Source organism: Haloprofundus salilacus (assembly GCF_020150815.1).
GTDB classification, from domain to species: Archaea; Halobacteriota; Halobacteria; order Halobacteriales; family Haloferacaceae; genus Haloprofundus; species Haloprofundus salilacus.
In genome coordinates this window covers 1,964,324-1,980,382 of record NZ_CP083723.1, presented here as the reverse complement: position 1 = coordinate 1,980,382, position 16,059 = coordinate 1,964,324, and the positions used below count along the sequence as shown (strand labels likewise).

General features: G+C 62.5%; 18 protein-coding genes. 11 read left to right on the top strand and 7 right to left on the bottom strand.

What is annotated here, in order from left to right; translation table 11 throughout:
* Together LAQ58_RS10185 and LAQ58_RS10180 are read left to right on the top strand one after the other, a co-directional pair.
* Complete coding sequence (locus tag LAQ58_RS10185; protein WP_425490647.1) at nucleotides 1–138, top strand: universal stress protein; 138 nt, start codon at nucleotides 1–3, stop codon at nucleotides 136–138.
* A 65-nt stretch (nucleotides 139–203) separates the two neighbouring features.
* Entirely contained in the window at nucleotides 204–419 is a 216-nt protein-coding gene (locus tag LAQ58_RS10180; RefSeq protein WP_224447359.1) for a DUF8119 family protein, read from the top strand.
* A 40-nt stretch (nucleotides 420–459) separates the two neighbouring features.
* Here the strand turns inward: LAQ58_RS10180 and LAQ58_RS10175 are convergent, their stop codons facing one another.
* Nucleotides 460–711, bottom strand: coding sequence for a DUF7576 family protein (locus LAQ58_RS10175; RefSeq protein ID WP_224447358.1), 252 nt, complete (start codon nucleotides 709–711; stop codon nucleotides 460–462).
* Nucleotides 712–992: 281 nt separating this feature from the next.
* On the opposite strand from LAQ58_RS10175, the gene LAQ58_RS10170 reads away from it, so the two are divergent.
* Both LAQ58_RS10170 and LAQ58_RS10165 read left to right on the top strand, forming a co-directional pair.
* Entirely contained in the window at nucleotides 993–2,603 is a 1,611-nt protein-coding gene (locus LAQ58_RS10170) for a long-chain-fatty-acid--CoA ligase (protein WP_224447357.1), read from the top strand.
* Between the two features lie 92 nt (nucleotides 2,604–2,695).
* Nucleotides 2,696–3,052 carry a nuclear transport factor 2 family protein gene (locus tag LAQ58_RS10165; RefSeq protein WP_224447356.1) on the top strand — a complete coding sequence of 119 codons (357 nt, stop codon included), beginning with the start codon at nucleotides 2,696–2,698 and terminating at the stop codon, nucleotides 3,050–3,052.
* Here LAQ58_RS10165 and LAQ58_RS10160 read toward each other — a convergent pair.
* Both LAQ58_RS10160 and LAQ58_RS10155 read right to left on the bottom strand, forming a co-directional pair.
* On the bottom strand, nucleotides 3,030–3,245 hold the full coding sequence (locus tag LAQ58_RS10160; RefSeq protein ID WP_224447355.1) for a hypothetical protein: 216 nt from the start codon (nucleotides 3,243–3,245) through the stop codon (nucleotides 3,030–3,032). The two genes, LAQ58_RS10165 and LAQ58_RS10160, sit on opposite strands and share 23 nt — an antisense overlap.
* Nucleotides 3,246–3,544: 299 nt before the next feature.
* Nucleotides 3,545–5,428 (bottom strand): transposase, encoded by a 1,884-nt coding sequence (locus LAQ58_RS10155; protein ID WP_224447353.1) that lies wholly within the window; start codon nucleotides 5,426–5,428, stop codon nucleotides 3,545–3,547.
* Between the two features lie 145 nt (nucleotides 5,429–5,573).
* On the opposite strand from LAQ58_RS10155, the gene LAQ58_RS10150 reads away from it, so the two are divergent.
* Nucleotides 5,574–6,020 (top strand): hypothetical protein, encoded by a 447-nt coding sequence (locus tag LAQ58_RS10150; RefSeq protein ID WP_224447346.1) that lies wholly within the window; start codon nucleotides 5,574–5,576, stop codon nucleotides 6,018–6,020.
* A 260-nt stretch (nucleotides 6,021–6,280) separates the two neighbouring features.
* Here the strand turns inward: LAQ58_RS10150 and LAQ58_RS10145 are convergent, their stop codons facing one another.
* A complete protein-coding gene (locus LAQ58_RS10145) occupies nucleotides 6,281–7,039 on the bottom strand; it encodes a GNAT family N-acetyltransferase (RefSeq protein WP_224447344.1) in 759 nt (252 codons plus the stop codon).
* A gap of 364 nt (nucleotides 7,040–7,403) precedes the next feature.
* Here LAQ58_RS10145 and LAQ58_RS10140 point away from each other — a divergent pair, with 364 nt between their 5' ends.
* The 6 genes from LAQ58_RS10140 to LAQ58_RS10115 all read left to right on the top strand — a co-directional run bounded on the left by LAQ58_RS10140 (nucleotide 7,404) and on the right by LAQ58_RS10115 (nucleotide 13,175).
* A complete protein-coding gene (locus LAQ58_RS10140) occupies nucleotides 7,404–8,768 on the top strand; it encodes an ABC transporter substrate-binding protein (RefSeq protein WP_224447342.1) in 1,365 nt (454 codons plus the stop codon).
* 127 nt (nucleotides 8,769–8,895) lie between these two features.
* Entirely contained in the window at nucleotides 8,896–9,867 is a 972-nt protein-coding gene (locus tag LAQ58_RS10135; protein WP_224447340.1) for a branched-chain amino acid ABC transporter permease, read from the top strand.
* Complete coding sequence (locus LAQ58_RS10130) at nucleotides 9,864–11,000, top strand: branched-chain amino acid ABC transporter permease (RefSeq protein ID WP_224447338.1); 1,137 nt, start codon at nucleotides 9,864–9,866, stop codon at nucleotides 10,998–11,000. The genes LAQ58_RS10135 and LAQ58_RS10130 overlap by 4 nt, the downstream gene beginning before the upstream one ends.
* Nucleotides 11,000–11,761, top strand: a complete 762-nt coding sequence (locus LAQ58_RS10125) for an ABC transporter ATP-binding protein (protein WP_224447337.1) — start codon at nucleotides 11,000–11,002, stop codon at nucleotides 11,759–11,761. Before LAQ58_RS10130 ends, LAQ58_RS10125 begins: the two co-directional genes overlap by 1 nt.
* Nucleotides 11,758–12,501: an ABC transporter ATP-binding protein gene (locus tag LAQ58_RS10120; RefSeq protein WP_224447334.1), complete on the top strand. Its 744-nt coding sequence runs from the start codon at nucleotides 11,758–11,760 to the stop codon at nucleotides 12,499–12,501. The genes LAQ58_RS10125 and LAQ58_RS10120 overlap by 4 nt, the downstream gene beginning before the upstream one ends.
* A gap of 11 nt (nucleotides 12,502–12,512) precedes the next feature.
* Entirely contained in the window at nucleotides 12,513–13,175 is a 663-nt protein-coding gene (locus LAQ58_RS10115) for a thioredoxin domain-containing protein (protein WP_224447333.1), read from the top strand.
* Nucleotides 13,176–13,177: 2 nt separating this feature from the next.
* Here LAQ58_RS10115 and LAQ58_RS10110 read toward each other — a convergent pair whose 3' ends face one another.
* The 3 genes from LAQ58_RS10110 to LAQ58_RS10100 form a co-directional block, all read right to left on the bottom strand.
* A complete protein-coding gene (locus LAQ58_RS10110) occupies nucleotides 13,178–13,579 on the bottom strand; it encodes a universal stress protein (protein WP_224447332.1) in 402 nt (133 codons plus the stop codon).
* Between the two features lie 24 nt (nucleotides 13,580–13,603).
* Nucleotides 13,604–13,870 (bottom strand): DUF7520 family protein, encoded by a 267-nt coding sequence (locus tag LAQ58_RS10105; RefSeq protein WP_224447330.1) that lies wholly within the window; start codon nucleotides 13,868–13,870, stop codon nucleotides 13,604–13,606.
* Between the two features lie 374 nt (nucleotides 13,871–14,244).
* On the bottom strand, nucleotides 14,245–16,035 hold the full coding sequence (locus LAQ58_RS10100; RefSeq protein WP_224447323.1) for a cbb3-type cytochrome c oxidase subunit I: 1,791 nt from the start codon (nucleotides 16,033–16,035) through the stop codon (nucleotides 14,245–14,247).
* Between the last annotated feature and the right edge of the window lie 24 nt (nucleotides 16,036–16,059).

The window sequence follows — 16,059 nt, the reverse complement described above, 5'->3', positions numbered from 1 at the left end:
ATGTACGAGCGAACACTCCTACCGACCGACGGAAGCGCCGTCGCTCAGGGGGTGGTGAGCCACGCGGTCGGCCTCGCCGAGCGCTACGGCGCTGGGTTACACGCGCTGTACGTCGTCGACGAACAGGGTGAGGCGTAGGCCGTGACGCGTGACTCCCCGCCGGAGCGACCGACGAACGCCGATGCCGGCGACCGAGGTCGCCGATGAGCCGACTCGAAGCCATCGGCAAACATGTCCGGGAGCATCGCCGCGGCATGTTCGTCGACCTCGTGTTTGCGATGGCGTGGGTGACCGTCGTCACCATCGTCTTCGACCTGCTGAAAGCGCCGCAGTGGGCGTACTACCTCGCCATGCTCGGCGGCGTCGTCGCGTACTACGGCTTCTTCTGGTCGCTGGAAGCTGCGAAAAACGAGCCGTAAATTCCCGGGCGACGCCCGGAGCGCTCCGCTTCTCGCGTCTCTAACTCTTGCCTACCCACTCGCGGAGACAGGATTCGTCGCAAAGATACCGGCGAGCGGCGTCGCCGAAGTCGTCTTCGACCAACGTGACGAGAACGTGTCGCTCGTGTAGCGAGAGGTCGATGCCGCAGTTGGCACACGGTTCGGAGGGTTCGCCGTCCGGTTGCCATCGGTGGTGTTTGACGGCGCGACTGATGCGGACGCTCCGGTTCGCGCCGCGCGGCCGTCGGCCGGTGTACTCTGACAGTGGCATTGTCGACAGCAAGGTCCGTACCGATAAACCACTTTTGTGGGTAGCACTACGGAGTGATATTTACTCACCCGAGACCGACCGTGCGGTCCCGAAAACACTCTCGGGCGGCCGGACGACGCAACGAGATTCGGCGACGAACCGACGGCGCTGACGGCATACCGACGCCGTTGTCGACACACCGACTATATTGGCGAGGAACCGACGAACCGCCCGACTGCGCGGGCGGCGAACGTTTCCGCGCCCGCAATGTATATCATGAATGTTCACTAACGTCGAGGCACATGGAGAAACCACTGCTGGCGACGGACTTTCTGGACCGCGCCCGGCGACACTACGGCGACAAGGAGGCTGTGGTGGCGACGACGGGCGAGCGATACACGTACGCCGAGCTGGGCGAGCGCGCGGACGGGTGGGCGGCGGCGCTGCAGTCCAGAGGCGTCGAGAAGGGCGACCGGGTAGCGGTGTTGGACCCGAACACTCACTACCACCTCGAAGCGGCCTACGGGTCGATGCAACTCGGCGCGATTCACACGCCGCTGAATTACCGCCTCGTCCCGGCGGACTTCGAGTACATCCTGAACGACGCGGGTGTGAAAGCCGTCTTCGCCGACCACGATTACGCGGAGAAGATAGAAGCGATTCGAGAGTCGGTGCCAACTGAACTGTTCGTCACCGACGACCCCGACGCCGTTGAGGGGGAGTGGGAGTCGTTCGACGACCTCGTCGCCGAATCGACGGCGTACGACCGCCCTGAGATGGACGAGAGCGATATCATCACCATCAACTACACCTCGGGGACGACGGGCGACCCGAAGGGCGTCTGCCGCACCCACCGGACCGAGACGCTGCACGCCTACCTCGTCGCGACCCACCAGGAGATTCGCGACGACGACGTGTATCTGTGGACGCTCCCGATGTTCCACGTCAACGGCTGGGGCCACATCTTCTCGGTGACCGGGATGGGCGCGAAGCACGTCTGCACGCGCGGCGTCGACGCAGCCGGAATCTTCGATGCCGTCCGCGAGGAGGGCGTCTCGTACTTCTGCGCTGCGCCGACGGTGCTGAACATGCTCCAAGAGCACTACGCGGAACACGAACCGGAGACGACCGCCGGGCGACCGGTCCGCGTGGCGACGGCGGGGGCCGCGCCGCCGGAGGCGACGATTCGGACGGTCGAAGACGAGTTCGGCTGGTACCTCAAGCACGTCTACGGCGCGACGGAGACCGGACCGCTCATCACGACCTCAGACGCCCGGCGTTTCTTCGACCAAGACGACCCCGACCGCTTCGCCGTGAAGAAGACGCAGGGAATCGGCTATCTGGGCACCGAGATCCGCGTCGTCGACGAGGACGGCGAGGACGTGCCGCAAGACGGCCAGAGCATCGGCGAGATCGTCGTCCGCGGCAACCAGGTGATGGACGGCTACTGGGAGAAACCCGAGGCGACGGAGGAGGCGTTCAACGACCGCGTGGAGGGCTACTACCATATGGGCGACCTCGCGACCGTCGACGAGAACGGCTTCGTCAGTATCCAGGATCGGAAGAAGGACATCATCATCTCCGGCGGCGAGAACATCTCCAGCATCGAGTTGGAGGACGCGCTGTTCGACCACGACGCCGTCGGCGACGTGGCCGTTATCCCCGCGCCGAGCGAGAAGTGGGGCGAGACGCCGAAAGCGTTCGTCGTCCCGGCCAACGGCGACCCTCAAAACCCCGGAACGACGAGCGACAACGTGATCTCGTTCCTCCGCGAGCGCATCGCGACGTACAAAGTGCCGAGCGAAATCGAGTTCGTCGCCGAGTTACCGACGACGGCGACCGGGAAGATCCAGAAGTACGAACTCCGCGAGCGCGAGTGGGAGGACGAAGACCGGATGGTCGGCGAGGGGTAGTCGCCCGGCACCTTAGTCCCCGCGGCGTCGGTAACGTCGCACCGATTTGCCACTACGCCGAAATACTACTTACTGGAAACTGTAGCTCTCGTATGGGAGACACGGAACCAGAATCCGTCGTACGGGAGTACTACGACCTCGTCGACGCCGGCCAGTACGACGACCTCGTCGCGCTCTTCAACGAGGACGTTCGCTACGAACGACCCGGACAGGACGCCATCGAGGGACGCGACGCACTGCTGACGTTCTACGAGGACGGTCGACCGCTGGAGAACGGGAGTCACGACGTCCACGACGTGGTCGTCGACGGCGACACCGTCGCGGTTCGGGGGACGTTCGCCGGAGAGCAGAACGGCGACGCCGTCGAGTTCGGCTTCGCCGATTTCCACGTCTTCGAGGGCGACGAAATCGCGCGACGGTACACGTTCACCGACCGCGACGAGGTGTGAACACTCCGGATTCACCCGAAAAGAGGTCGAAGGCGGCGAGCGCTCTGCCGAGAAATCGAAATACCGATCCGAGGATGTCGGCCAACCGCCTGTGAGCGTGTTCGCGGCCGAGAAACGCAAGGTCGAACGCGCGGGGGTGTCGACTCCACCAGTCGTAGACGATCGTGTCGTCGCTCTCGTTCCTCGAACCCATCGGATACTGCGTACTCGGCCGTCAACCCACCTGTCTGTTGTGGACGGACGCGGAGCGCCGACTCGAAAGACGGTTTCCGTTCCTCATTCCGGTCTTTCGGGAGCCAGACCGCTAGAAGTCAGGCATGTGGTCAAATAATCGGTTGAACTGATATTCCTTGCACTATATCACCCCCGTACGAAAAAGTCGTCAGAGGATGACGAGGGTACCGATTCGGAATCAGTCAACAATCAGCCGAAAATAAGGAACGCAGAACAGTGCCGCCGCTCAGGAGTCAGCGGACACAGAGCGGCTTAGCGTTAGTCGGGCGGGTCGAGACCGTAGTATTTCTTCGCCACCGTCAGGAACTGGTTGGCGTCCACACGCGGCGCGTACGTCGAGTTCTCCCCCTCGATAGCGAATTTCACCAACAAATCCACGAGCCGCCAGACGTTGTACAGCACGCACGCGAACACGAAATTAAAGAACCGATACGTGTGGCGTTTGCTCGTCGTGCGGACGCGAAACGTCTTGAGTTGCTTGTAGCCGTTCTCGATGCCCCAGCGGTGGCGATAGCGGCGAACCATCCGCTCAACCATGTGAATGCGCTCTACCTCGCTATCGCCCTCGTTCAGCGTCACACTCGGGTGGTTGGTCTCGAACAACGCGTACGCCTGCGTATCCGCCTCACTCCCGACAGTCGGCTCGTTTGCTTCCTCTTTTCGCAGTTCCTTCGTGAGGGCGCTGAACCCGTGCGAGGCCTCCTCCTCGCTCAATTCGATACCGAGGTCAGCGAGTTCTTCGCGCATCTCCTCGCGGATGTCTGGCCTCTCCTCATTTTCGTCTTCCTCCTCGTCCTCGGCCTCGAAGTCGCCGTCAGCACTGGACGGGAGGTACATCCGCTTGCGGGTCGGGCCATCTGCAACCGTCTCCTCCTCGATGTGAACCGTCTTCCCGGCACGGCGAAGCCGTGTACACGTCGCCTTCTCTGATTCGCGCTTCCGTGCGCCGTTCAAATAGGAGACACCGTGCTTGTCGCACGCGTCCTTCACACCCTCGCTATCGAACTCTCTGTCCATCATCACGAGTTCGATGTCGTCTACGAGGTCGAGCGCATTCTCCAGCAGGCTGTCCACGATGTCGGCTCGCTTCATCCCTCGCTTGACCGGAATCGCGTCCAGCACGAGTGGGATGTCGTAGCCGACAATTTGGATGGTGGCCCACTGATAGTACACTTCACCGTCCTTGTAGCCGAGAATCCAGTCCTCGGTGATGTTGTTATCCTCATCGCGCTCGATTTTGCCAGTCCACGGGTTGCCTTTCGTGATGTCGATGGCGGCCACGAGGTTGCCGACGAGTTCGGCGTTGTGGCGAGCGCGGGCGATGAGCATCCGATTGGTCTCGTGGAGCATCGAGCGCGTCTCCTCAGCGGAGAGTTTGCCAATCTGGTAGCGGTGATTCGATGCGCTCGGCGTGCGGTCGCGCCGAGAGTCGATATAGAAGGAGTGCTGACCGCTCTGAGCGTACATGTTCTCGCGCATTCCCATGTAGGTGTGCTGTTCCCAGAACGCGTTCTCGTGAACCACGGTGTTCTCGGCCCGCTTCAGGTAGAACGTGTCCGTGACGAACGGCTTGGCCTGTTGCCAGACCTCCTTGGTCTTCTCCGCGACGAGCCGCTGTTCGCTCCGTTTCGAGGAGATGTCGCGCTCCTCGGGACGGAACACAGGGTCGGGTGCAGGGATGCCTTGCTCGCGGGCGAAGGCAAGTGCTTCCTCGGTGGCCGTCCGCACGAACTCGCGCTGTACGTCGGTGAACTCCTTGTTCCACATCTCCCAGAGACGGGACTGGCTCGGCGCTCCACTCGCGTCACGGTCGTGCGCGACTTGGAATCCGAAATCACGGCAGATATTGGGGAACGAGTGGAGAAAGTAACGGAGGAACTCTTCGCGGCAGTCCCACGCAAGTCGGAGCATGTGGGCTTTTATCCACGCGTAAAATGACGTGGTGTTCCGATGCCAGTCGGCGCGACTGTCGCCGTAGGTCTCATCTCGGAAGAAGGTACTCCGTAGTACTTCGACGAAATCGGGTTTTCCGTCGTACTGGGTGAGGAAGTGGATGCTCCCGTTATAGGTCTCGTCGTTGACGGTGAACTCGAAGTACCTATCGTGGTCGAACGGGGATTCAGTAGGCTGAACGACTGACACTACTCAACCGCACGAGAAAGCCTATGTAAAAAGTATGCATCCTGATTGAGACCGGGCTTGAGTTGCGAAGTAAAGCGTGTGTATATAACAAAGCGGCGTTTGAGCCTACAGAAAGCGTTTATCCCCGGACTTCTTAGCGAATTGTATGAATGTTGAATCGCGCAAGATGATTCTGCTCATCGGAGGCACGATTTCAATTGCGGTCGGAGCGTACCTCCCTTGGCTGAGAACGAATCCAAACCTCCCTCCTGATGCCAAGATACCGACAGTCTACTACACCGGAATGGGTGCAGGATTTGAAGGGTTCGACTTCGCGCTACTCGGTGCAATCGGGCTTGTTCTCTTAGTCCGTGTCGTTAGCACACGAACGATGGCACGAACCGCAACAACGCTCGCTGTGGGCCTTGGAACGATTGTATTCCCGGCATACTATCTATCTATGTCTACGCTGATTGGGTTCTCAGCCACATTCGTTCCCGCACTCGGCTGGTACCTCACCGTCCTTGGCGGCGTTCTGTTCACCGTCGTCGGGGGACTTGAACTGCCGTCCATAGTTCGTCGGCCAGAGGCAATCACAAGCCGGGGAGAATAATTCTCTGTATTGAATGGCCAGTCCGCGAGAAGCGGTTGTGAAGTAAAATCCGCTGAATGAGAAATCCAAGCGATTATTTTTGACATGCCTGCCTTCTGGACCGCGGTTTCATATCGCGCATATCCGTTTACAACAGAGATCGACACGCTCCTCGTCGGTTCGAGAGACGAACCGGGAAAATGGGGAACGGCCTCCGCTGCACGACGAGAGCGCGGACGTCGGCGGCGAGGGGCGAGGAACGCCGCCGGTGCAGACGTCGATTACAGGTACGCGGCGTCCCAGCGTGCCGACTTGCTCTGATTACCGCACTCGTTGCACTCGATGCGTTCCATCGAGTCCATCGCCGTCGCAAGACTCTCACAGTTGCCGCAGAGGTAGCCGTAGCGCTCCGTCCTCTCCTCGTCGGTGTACGTGACGTAGAACGGCGCTTTCCGCGCGCGCTGGCTCTCGTCGTAGGCGACGTACAGCGTCTGGCCGTCGGGCCCGCTACGCTCTTCGACCGGGGTGAACTCCTCGGTGGACTCCGAGGCGGACTTGACGAAGGCGCGCTCGGTGAACTCCTCGTCGGCGATCTCGACCTGTCGCGTCTCTCCGGCGTCGTAACCCGCGTTCTCGTAGAAGCGCGCGCCGCCCTCGTTGACCGTGAGCACTTTACCTTCGAGGCGTGAGGCGCCGCGGTCCATCAGTTCGGTCTCGACGCGCTTGAGCAACTGTCTGCCCAGTCCCCCGCCCCGCGAGTCGGGGGCGACGTGGAGCCAGTCTATCTGGCCGACCGTCTCGTCGGCCTCGACGAGGTAGCTCTGGACGACGGCGACGACGTCGTCACCGTCGACGGCGACGGTCCACACCGCCTGCGGGTCTTCGAGGTTCGACCCGACTTCGTCGTCGGCGTACCAGCTCTTCACCGCGGTGTCGATGACGTCTTCGGAGAGGTCGGGGCTGTACGAGGCCAGAAGCGACTCGCGGGCGACGGCTCGAATCCCCTCCGCGTCTGTGGGTTCGGCGTCTCGAAGGTCCATACACTGTGCTACGCAGTACCAGCACTAAACAGTCCCGGCTACTTGCACCCGCAGAAACACTTCCCGGCGATCGAACCGGGCGCGTCGCTCGACTGCGCCGTCCGAGAGTCGGGCGGCTCTACCGGTTCGACGAAACACTCGTCGTCTCCGAGAGCTATTCGTCGACTCGCTCGCCGACATCACACCTACTGTCGGGTGAGATAATCTTATTTTCGCTGTACACCATCGGATACCTATTCCGCGCCGAGTCCTATGTTTGGTAAATATTACCATATAGAATGATTGTACGGCTTATTACAATTATTAGCATAGTCATAGGGGATACATACGTAACGATTATTAACTACCTCCCCTCGGTAACTCCATGGCACGGGATAGCACTTCCCTGAGTCGGCGTGACGTGATGAAAACAGCCGGGGCAGCGGGCGTCGCCGGTATCGTGGGATTGGCAGGATGTACGCAGGGCGGAGGCGGGGGAGGCGGGGGGAACGGGGACGGAGAGTATCCCTCGCTCGGGAACTACCCGATAGAGGGCGACAAAGCGATGTTCGGATTCAACGTCCCGCAGTCGGGACCGTACTCCTCGGAGGGCGAAGATGAGCTCCGAGCGTACGAACTGGCGGTGAAGCATCTAAACAACGGCGGCGGCTGGGTCGACGACTTCTCCGACCTCTCGGGCGACGGTGTCCTCGACTACGAGATCGACTACGTGAAAGGCGACACCGCGACGGACGCCGACACCGCCCGCGAGTCGGCTTCGCGGATGATCGAACGCGACGGCGTCGTGATGTTCTCCGGGGGGTCGTCGAGCGCGACCGCCATCGCCCAGCAGGGGCTCGCACAGGAGAAGAACGTCCTGTTCATGGCCTGTCTGACCCACTCGAACGACACGACCGGAAAAGACTGCGTACGGTACAGCTTCCGTGAGATGTTCAACGCCTACATGACCGGCCAGGCGTTGGCGCCCGTCGTGACTACCGAGTATGGCGACGACCTGAGCTTCTATCAGCTGTACGCCGACTACTCGTGGGGACAGACCCAGCAGGCATCGATGAAGCAGTTCTTCGAGGAGGCCGGCTGGTCGGAAATTGACTCCGTGGCGACGCCGCTCGGCGAAAGCGACTACTCGTCGTATCTCTCGGAGGCGCAGTCGTCGGGCGCGGATGCCCTGTTTTTGAACCACTACGGACTCGACGGCGGGAACTCGCTGAAACAGGCCGTCGAAGCCGGCATCGACCAGGAGATGGAGATCGTGATGCCGCTGTACAACCGGCCGATGGCGCAGGCCGCCGGTGGCGCTATCGAAGGCATCTACGGAACGATCGCGTGGGACTCCCAGATAGACAACGCCCCGTCGAAGAAGTTCACCGAGGTGTTCGGCGAGGAGTACAACGGGCGCGTCCCATCCGGACCGGCGCAACTTGCGTACGCGCAGACCCTGCAGTACGCGGCGGCGGTCGAGCGCGCGGGGACGTTCTACCCGCCGGAGGTCATCAGACAGCTCGAAGACTACAGCTACAGCAACATCGGGATGGGCGAGGAGACGATGCGCAAGTGCGACCACCAAGCCCAGCGAGACATCCCCGTCGTCAAGGGGCTGCCGGGGTCCGAACAGGGCGACGGACAGTTCTTCGAGATCGTCGAGATCACGCCGCAGAGCGAGGTCGGTTACGACTGCGGGTCCGGACCTGCTGCCGAGTGCGAACTCGGCGAGTACGGCGACGAGTAATCCGCAAAACCGCACTTCCCAGCATATCAATATTCGTGAAACATCCAGTACTACCCAATAGGTATATGATACCAAACAACAACGTCGACGGCATCCCGCAGGTCGATTCACGCGGAGGTGAGACACGGTGAGTCTAGCCGCGGATCTCCTCCGCGTCTTCCTCAACGGTCTGCAGACCGGCGCGATCTACATCCTCGTCGCTATCGGTCTCTCCATCATCCTCGGAACGCTCCGCTTCGTGAACTTCGCGCACGGCGCGCTGTATCTCATCGGCGCGTACGCGGGGTTACTCATCACACTTGAAGTGAACTTATCCAACGGGTTGCTCCGCGAGTGGGGGTTCGAGACTATCGGCCTCGGATGGGGATTCCTGCCGGCGCTCATCATCGTTCCGCTGTTCGTGTTCGTCATCGGACTCGCGATGGAGCGGTTCGTCGCCCGGCCGTTTTACGATCGGCCGGACACCGACCAGATTCTCGTGACGTTCGGTCTGGCGATCATCGCCCAGGAACTGTTCCGCGTGCTGTTCGGCGGACAGAGCATCAACTTCGCCCGACCCGGCTGGGCGTCGGGTCCGGTCTCGCTTCCGATTATCGGTAACTTCCCGAAGTGGCGGCTGTACGTCATTATCATCACGGGCATCCTCGTCGCCATCGTCTGGCTGCTCGTCGAGTACACCGACTTCGGCCTCATCGTCCGCGCGGGGACGCGCGACCCCGAGATGGTCGAACTGCTCGGCATCAAACTCACCCGCCCCTACATCGTGATGTTCGGTATCGGCGCGGCGCTCGCCGGCGTCGCCGGCGTCGTCGGCGCACCGCTCGAAAACGTCAACCCGAACATCGGGACCGGCGTGTTGGTTCCGGCGTTCCTCGTCGTCGTCATCGGCGGCGTCGGGAGCATCCGCGGGGCCGTCGTCGGCGGCGTCCTCCTCGGGATGGTGTTCTCGGTGCTCGTCGGCGCGCCGTTGCCGAGCATCGACATACTCGGGACGCAGATCACGTGGTCGGCGTGGGCGCAGGTCGGTATCTACGCTCTCGCGGCGGTGGTACTGCTAGTTCGTCCGGAGGGACTCTTCGGTGAGGAGGTGACGGGATGAGCGACGAAGTTCAGAACCCCGACGCGAACGACGGTGGCGACGCTCCCGAGGGAACCGCCGGCTACGTCGAGCGCTATCGACGGAGGGGAACGACGGCGAACAACGAACTCCTTGTCGCCGTTACCGCCGTCGTCGCCGTCTCGATATTCCCGTGGCTGTTCGCCGACGCCCCCGTCATCTCCGACGTGCTCGGCGGCTACCGCGGTCTGGCGACGCTGATGCTCATCTGGGCCATCTTCGCCATCGGTTTCGACCTGCTGCTGGGGTACACCGGTTTGCTGTCGTTCGGTCACGCCGCGTTCTGGGGCGGTGCCGCGTACGCCGCCGGCATCTTCAGCGCGGAGGTGTCGAGCGAGCCGCTTCTCATCGTCCTCGCCGGGACAACGTTCGCCGTATTGTTCGCGTGGGTGCTCGGGTTCCTCTCGCTGCGTCGCGGCGGGATCTACTTCTCCATCCTCACGCTCGCGTTCGCGCAGATGCTGTTCTACATGGCGTCGTCGCCGTTGGCGTTCCTGACCAACGGTGAGAACGGATTCACGAGCGTCGAAGTCGGTCCGCTGCTCGGGGTGATCCACCTCGACGAGTTGCTCGTCTACCCGTTGGACATCCTCTACGGGGAGATGCTCTACGTCTTCGTCGCCACGTTCGCCGTGCTGGCGCTGTTGACGGCGTACCGCGTCCTCAACTCGCCGTACGGGACCGTGTTCCGCGCCATCCGCGAAAACGAACAGCGCGCGGAGTTCGTCGGTCTCAACGTCTGGCGCTACAAACTGATGTCGTTCGTCCTCTCCGGCGCGTTCGCGGGCGTCGCCGGAAGTTTGTTCACCATCCACGGCCAGTACGTCCCGCTGGAGTCGCTGTTTTGGACCGAGAGCGGTGAGATCGTCATCATGACCGTCCTCGGCGGCGTCGGGTCGCTGTTCGGTCCGGTGCTCGGCGTCGTCGTCTACCTCTACGTCGAGAACGTCGTCTCCGGGTTCGAGACCATCGGTCCGTTCTGGCATCTCATCCTCGGCGTCGTGTTCGTCGTCGTCGTCGCGGTGTTCCCCCGCGGTATCTGGGGAATCATCGAGGACGGCTACGCCCGCGTGGCCGGCGGAGAGACTGCTGCGGACGACGGGGGTGAGCGCTGATGGCGTCGCTTCTCGAAACCGACGGCCTCGTCAAGAAGTTCGGCGGCCTCGTCGCCACCGACCACGTCGACATCGACATCCGAGAAGACGAGCGCGTCTCGCTCATCGGTCCCAACGGGGCCGGCAAGTCGACACTCATCAACCTCATCACGCGGCGTCTCGACCCGACGGAGGGCGATATCCGCTTCAAAGGCGAGTCTATCGTCGGCCTCAAACCTCACCAGGTGGTGCAGCGAGGCATCAGCAAGTCGTTCCAGACGGCCTCTATCTTCCCTGAGATGACCGTCGAGGAAAACGCCCAGATAGCAGCGTTCGCCGCCGAGCACGGTTCGTTCCGGTTCAACTTCCTGCGTCGACGCGACGCCTACCCCGAGATCGGCCGGCGGACGAGCCAGATGCTGTCGGCGGTCGGCCTCCACGAACAGAACGAGGTAGTCGCCCAAGACCTCCCGTACGGTGACAAGCGGCGACTCGAAATCGCCATCGCGCTGGCGAGCGAACCCGACTTGCTGCTCATGGACGAACCGACCGCGGGGATGTCGCCCGAGGAGACGCAGGCGACGGTCGACCTCATCGAAGAGGTCAAAGAGCGTCTCGGACTGACGTTCCTGCTCGTCGAACACGACATGGAGATCGTCTTCAGCGTTTCCGACCGCATCATCGTGCTCAACCGAGGGCGGGTCATCGCCGAAGGGACACCCGACGAGATTCGAGGGAACCCGGACGTTCAAGAGGCGTACCTGGGAGGTGTCGAGATATGAGCCTCTTGGAGGTTTCCGACATCGACGCCTACTACAACGAGAGTCACATCCTCAGAGGGCTCTCGCTGTCGGTCAACGAGGGCGAGATTGTCGCGCTGCTCGGACGCAACGGCGCGGGGAAGACGACGACGCTTCGGTGTATCGCCGGAGCGACGCCGCCCGACGTGCGCGCCGGCAGTATCCGGTTCAAAGGCGACGAGATTACCGGGACGGCGGCCGAAGACGTGTCGATTCGAGGCATCTCGCTCGTCCCCGAAGAGCGGCGCATCTTCCCGAACCTCACGGTGGCCGAGAACCTCCACCTCGCGGAGGTGGTCAACAACCGCTCGAACACCATCGGTCGCTCCGTCCCAATTCGGGAGGGCGGCGTGCCGACCGACGAGGTGTACGCCGACTTCCCGCGCCTCGACGAGCGCCGCGAGCAGAAAGCGGGGACGCTCTCCGGCGGCGAACAACAGATGCTCGCCATCGCGCGGGCGTTGAAGCAGAACACGGATCTGCTTCTCTTGGACGAACCGTACGAGGGACTCGCGCCGAAGATCATCGAAAACGTCGAAGCGGCCATCAAACGCATCCGCGCGGACGGAACGACGGTGCTTCTGGTCGAACAGAACGCCGCTGCGGCAATCAAAATCGCGGACAGAGCGTACGTCGTCGACCAGGGGGGCATCGTCTTCGATGGAACCGCCGATGAGCTTCGCGACGACGAGGCGACGCGTGAGCGGTATCTGGGGGTCTGACGGTGGCCGAAATGCCCGACATTGGCGACGTGATAGACCGCCTCGTCGAGGGCGACGTCATCCGCGAGAACGACGACGGATCGCTCACGACGACCGCGGCGTTCGAGGAGACTCGGTCGGTGTACGCCGACACGTACCTCAACGTCGGAGAGGAGACGTTCGTCGAGACGGTCGCGGAGCTGTTCGACCTAGAATCGGCGGCCGCCGAGACGCAGATCGAAGCCAACGGCGTGACGCGCGAGCAACTCGTCGCGTACCTCGCGGTACAGTCGTTTCTCGACGAAGCGGTAGATTCGGAGACGAAGGCGGTGATGGCGCACGTCGTCTGCGAGGTGACGCCACCGTCGCCGATACCCGAGGCGGTGACGCGGCTCGACGACGAGTCGTATACGGCGTTTCTCGACGAGCACCCGAACGCAGTGCTCACGGTCTGGAAACGACACTGTGAGCCGTGTGAGCGGCTCAAAGACGACCTCGACGAGTTACTCGACGCACTCCCCGACGACGTGGCCGTCGGCGGACTCGACGGCGAGACCGCCTCGGGGTTCCGCCTCGCGCACGCGGTGAACAGCGCGCCCGCCGTCCTGTGGTTCAGAGACGGCGAAAAGGTGGACGCACGGACCGGCTACGTCTCGCCGAGCGAGTTCGGCGACGTCGTCGCCGATACGTACTGAGATCAGGCCCGCGTCACGACGCCGGTGACCATCACGGGTCGACTCGAACTGAGAATCACCGACTGGGTGACGCTGCCGAATATCGCTTTTCCCGCCGGCGAGCGTTTTCGTCCCCCGACGACGACGAGGTCGGCGTTTAGCTCGTCGGCGGCGTCGAGAATCGATTCGGCCGGGTCGCCGCTGGACTCCAGTACTTCGTAGTCGATGCCGTGTTCGTCGAGGAAGTCGCTTGCCCGTCGAACCGACGCGATCTGCGTTGCCGACGCGCCGCCGGGGTTGTCGGTGAAACTGTGCAACAGCGTGACCGTCTTCTCGTCGGTGTCTCCGGGAAGGTTGAGCACTTCTTGGGCGCACGCGCGAGCGCGCTCTTCGTCTTCGTCGACGCCGACAAGTACGTGATACATACTCACAGGTGTCGCGGGGGGTGCTTATCTGTTCTGGGCGGCGTCGTCAAGATTTCTCGAAACGTACACGACGAGCAGCAGCGGGATGCCGAGCACCAACGCGACGGTCAACGCGCCGTAGGCGGCGAAGCCGAGCTGCGTCGGCGGGAAGGGAACGAGGAAGAGAAACTTCGGCGCGCGGAGGCCGGAGACGAACGTCGCGATCAGAAACCCGGCGAGACCCGAGATAGCGACGAGCAGTGCGTACAGAATGAGGACGAACTGCGGTCCCCGGAGACGTGTCGCGCTCACGGCCGCGGGTTCGGACGCGAGGCGATTAGCGCTTTCGACAGCGCTGCGTCCGCCGGACGCTCAGATGACGAGGATGATTCCAGTGGCGAACATCATCAGGGCGACGGCCCCGAGGATGAGTCCGAGAATGTCTTTGTCCGACATGGTTACCGCTCGGGGGGCGAGCGACAAAGGTACGTCGGTGTCGCGGCGGTAGTGCGGTAACGGTGCAGCGAAGCGGTGGCGGTTCGGCGTCGCGGTGACGGGTCAGCGTCGCGGCAGTCGTAGCCGGGACTGAAGCGGCGCGATACCCATACTTCGGGCCGTCGCACTCACCGTAGACGCGGGAGCAACGCTGTCGCTCGTCGAATCGAGAAAGCGAAAGAGAAGACCGGTTACTCGTCGGCGTTACGCTCAACCGTCGAGTCGCCGGCGACTCCACCGTCCGTCATCGCTTCTTCCTCGCCGCCGTCGGCGATCTTCGTCTGCAGTTTGCGGTCGAACCAGTCCCACTCGACGGTGCGGAGGTTCGACTCCTCGAGGTTCCACGGGTCGCCGTCTTCGACGACCGGTCCCTCGAAGTACGACTGCACCATGTTCCACACGAAGATGATGCCGCCGAGCAGCAGCAGGTACGCGCCGAGCGTCGCGATCTGGTGTAGCGACGCGAACTGCGGAAGGTACGTCGCGTAGCGTCGCGGCATGCCGCCGTAACCGAGCAGAATCATCGCGAGGAACGTGATGTTCGTTCCGATCATCCAGAGCCAGAAGTGCCACTTCGCGAGGCTCCGCTGGTACATCCGACCGGTCACGAGCGGGAACCAGTAGTAGATGCCCGCCATCCCCGCGAACGTGATGGCGCCCATCACGATGTAGTGGAAGTGACCGACGACGTAGTAGGTGTCGTGCAGCACGAGGTCGACGGGGATCGAGGCGAGGAACACGCCCGTCACGCCGCCGATGATGAAGTTCGACACGAAGCCGATGCAGTACAACATCGGGGCGGTGAGCCTGATGTTGCCGTTCCACATCGTCGTGATCCAGTTGAACGTCTTGACTGCACTGGGGATGGCGATAGCCATCGAGACGGCCATGAACGAGGCTCGAAGGCGCGGGTCCATACCGGTCGCGAACATGTGGTGCGCCCAGACGCCGAACGAGAGCACGCCAATCGCCAGCGTCGAGTAGACGACGAACTTGAAGCCGAACAGCCGACGACCCGCAAAGCGCGGGAGGATGTAGCTGACCAGTCCCATCGGCGGGAGCACGAGGATGTACACCTCGGGGTGGCCGAAGAACCAGAAGAGGTGCTGCCAGAGCATCGACCCGCCGCCCTCGCCGACGGCGAAGAACGTCGTGCCGAGGTTGCGGTCGGCGATGAGCATCAGGAGTGCGCTGCCGAGAAGCGGGAACGCGAAGAGGATGAGCCCCGACTGCGTGATGATCGTCCACGAGAAGATGTCGAGGTTCGCCCACGTCACGTCATCGCCGCGCTCTGTGAAGATGGTCGCGATGAAGTTTATCGCACCCATCGTCGCGGAGACGCCCGAGAGGTGGAGACCCAACAGCATCAGGTCGACGCCGGCGTTCGCCTGATTACCCTGTCCGACGCCCGCCGACAGCGGGGTGTACATCGTCCATCCCGTCTGCGCGGGGATGAGGTTCGGAATCGGGAAGAAGCCGGCCCAGATGAGTAGCGCCGCGGGCGGAAGGAGCCAGAAGGCGATGGCGTTGATGCGCGGGAACGCCATGTCGTCGGCGCCGATGATGAGCGGGATGAAGTAGTTCGAGAAGGCCGCGATGATGGGCGTCCCGAAGAGGAACAGCATCGTGATGCCGTGGCTCGTCAGAAGCGAGTTGTAGAACCCCGGTTCGACGAGTACCGTCTCCGGCGTCGCGAGTTCGGTTCGCATCAACACGACCATAAGGCCGCCGACGACGAACGCAAAGATGCCGTACGCGCCGTACATCAGGCCGATGTCTTTGTGGTCGACCGTCGTCAACCACCGGACGATTCCTGCGGGTTTCTCCTCGGAGGCGTACCCGGATTCTTGGCCGACTGCGCCGCCGCCGCTGCTGAGTGGGGTGTACGTGCGCCAGTTTTCCACCCGTGTCAGCCAGACGAAGACGCCCACGAGGAAGACCCCCATGAGGACCGTCAGCGCTAACTGTCCGTTCAACTGCATAGGGAGTGCTCAGAATCGCAGGGT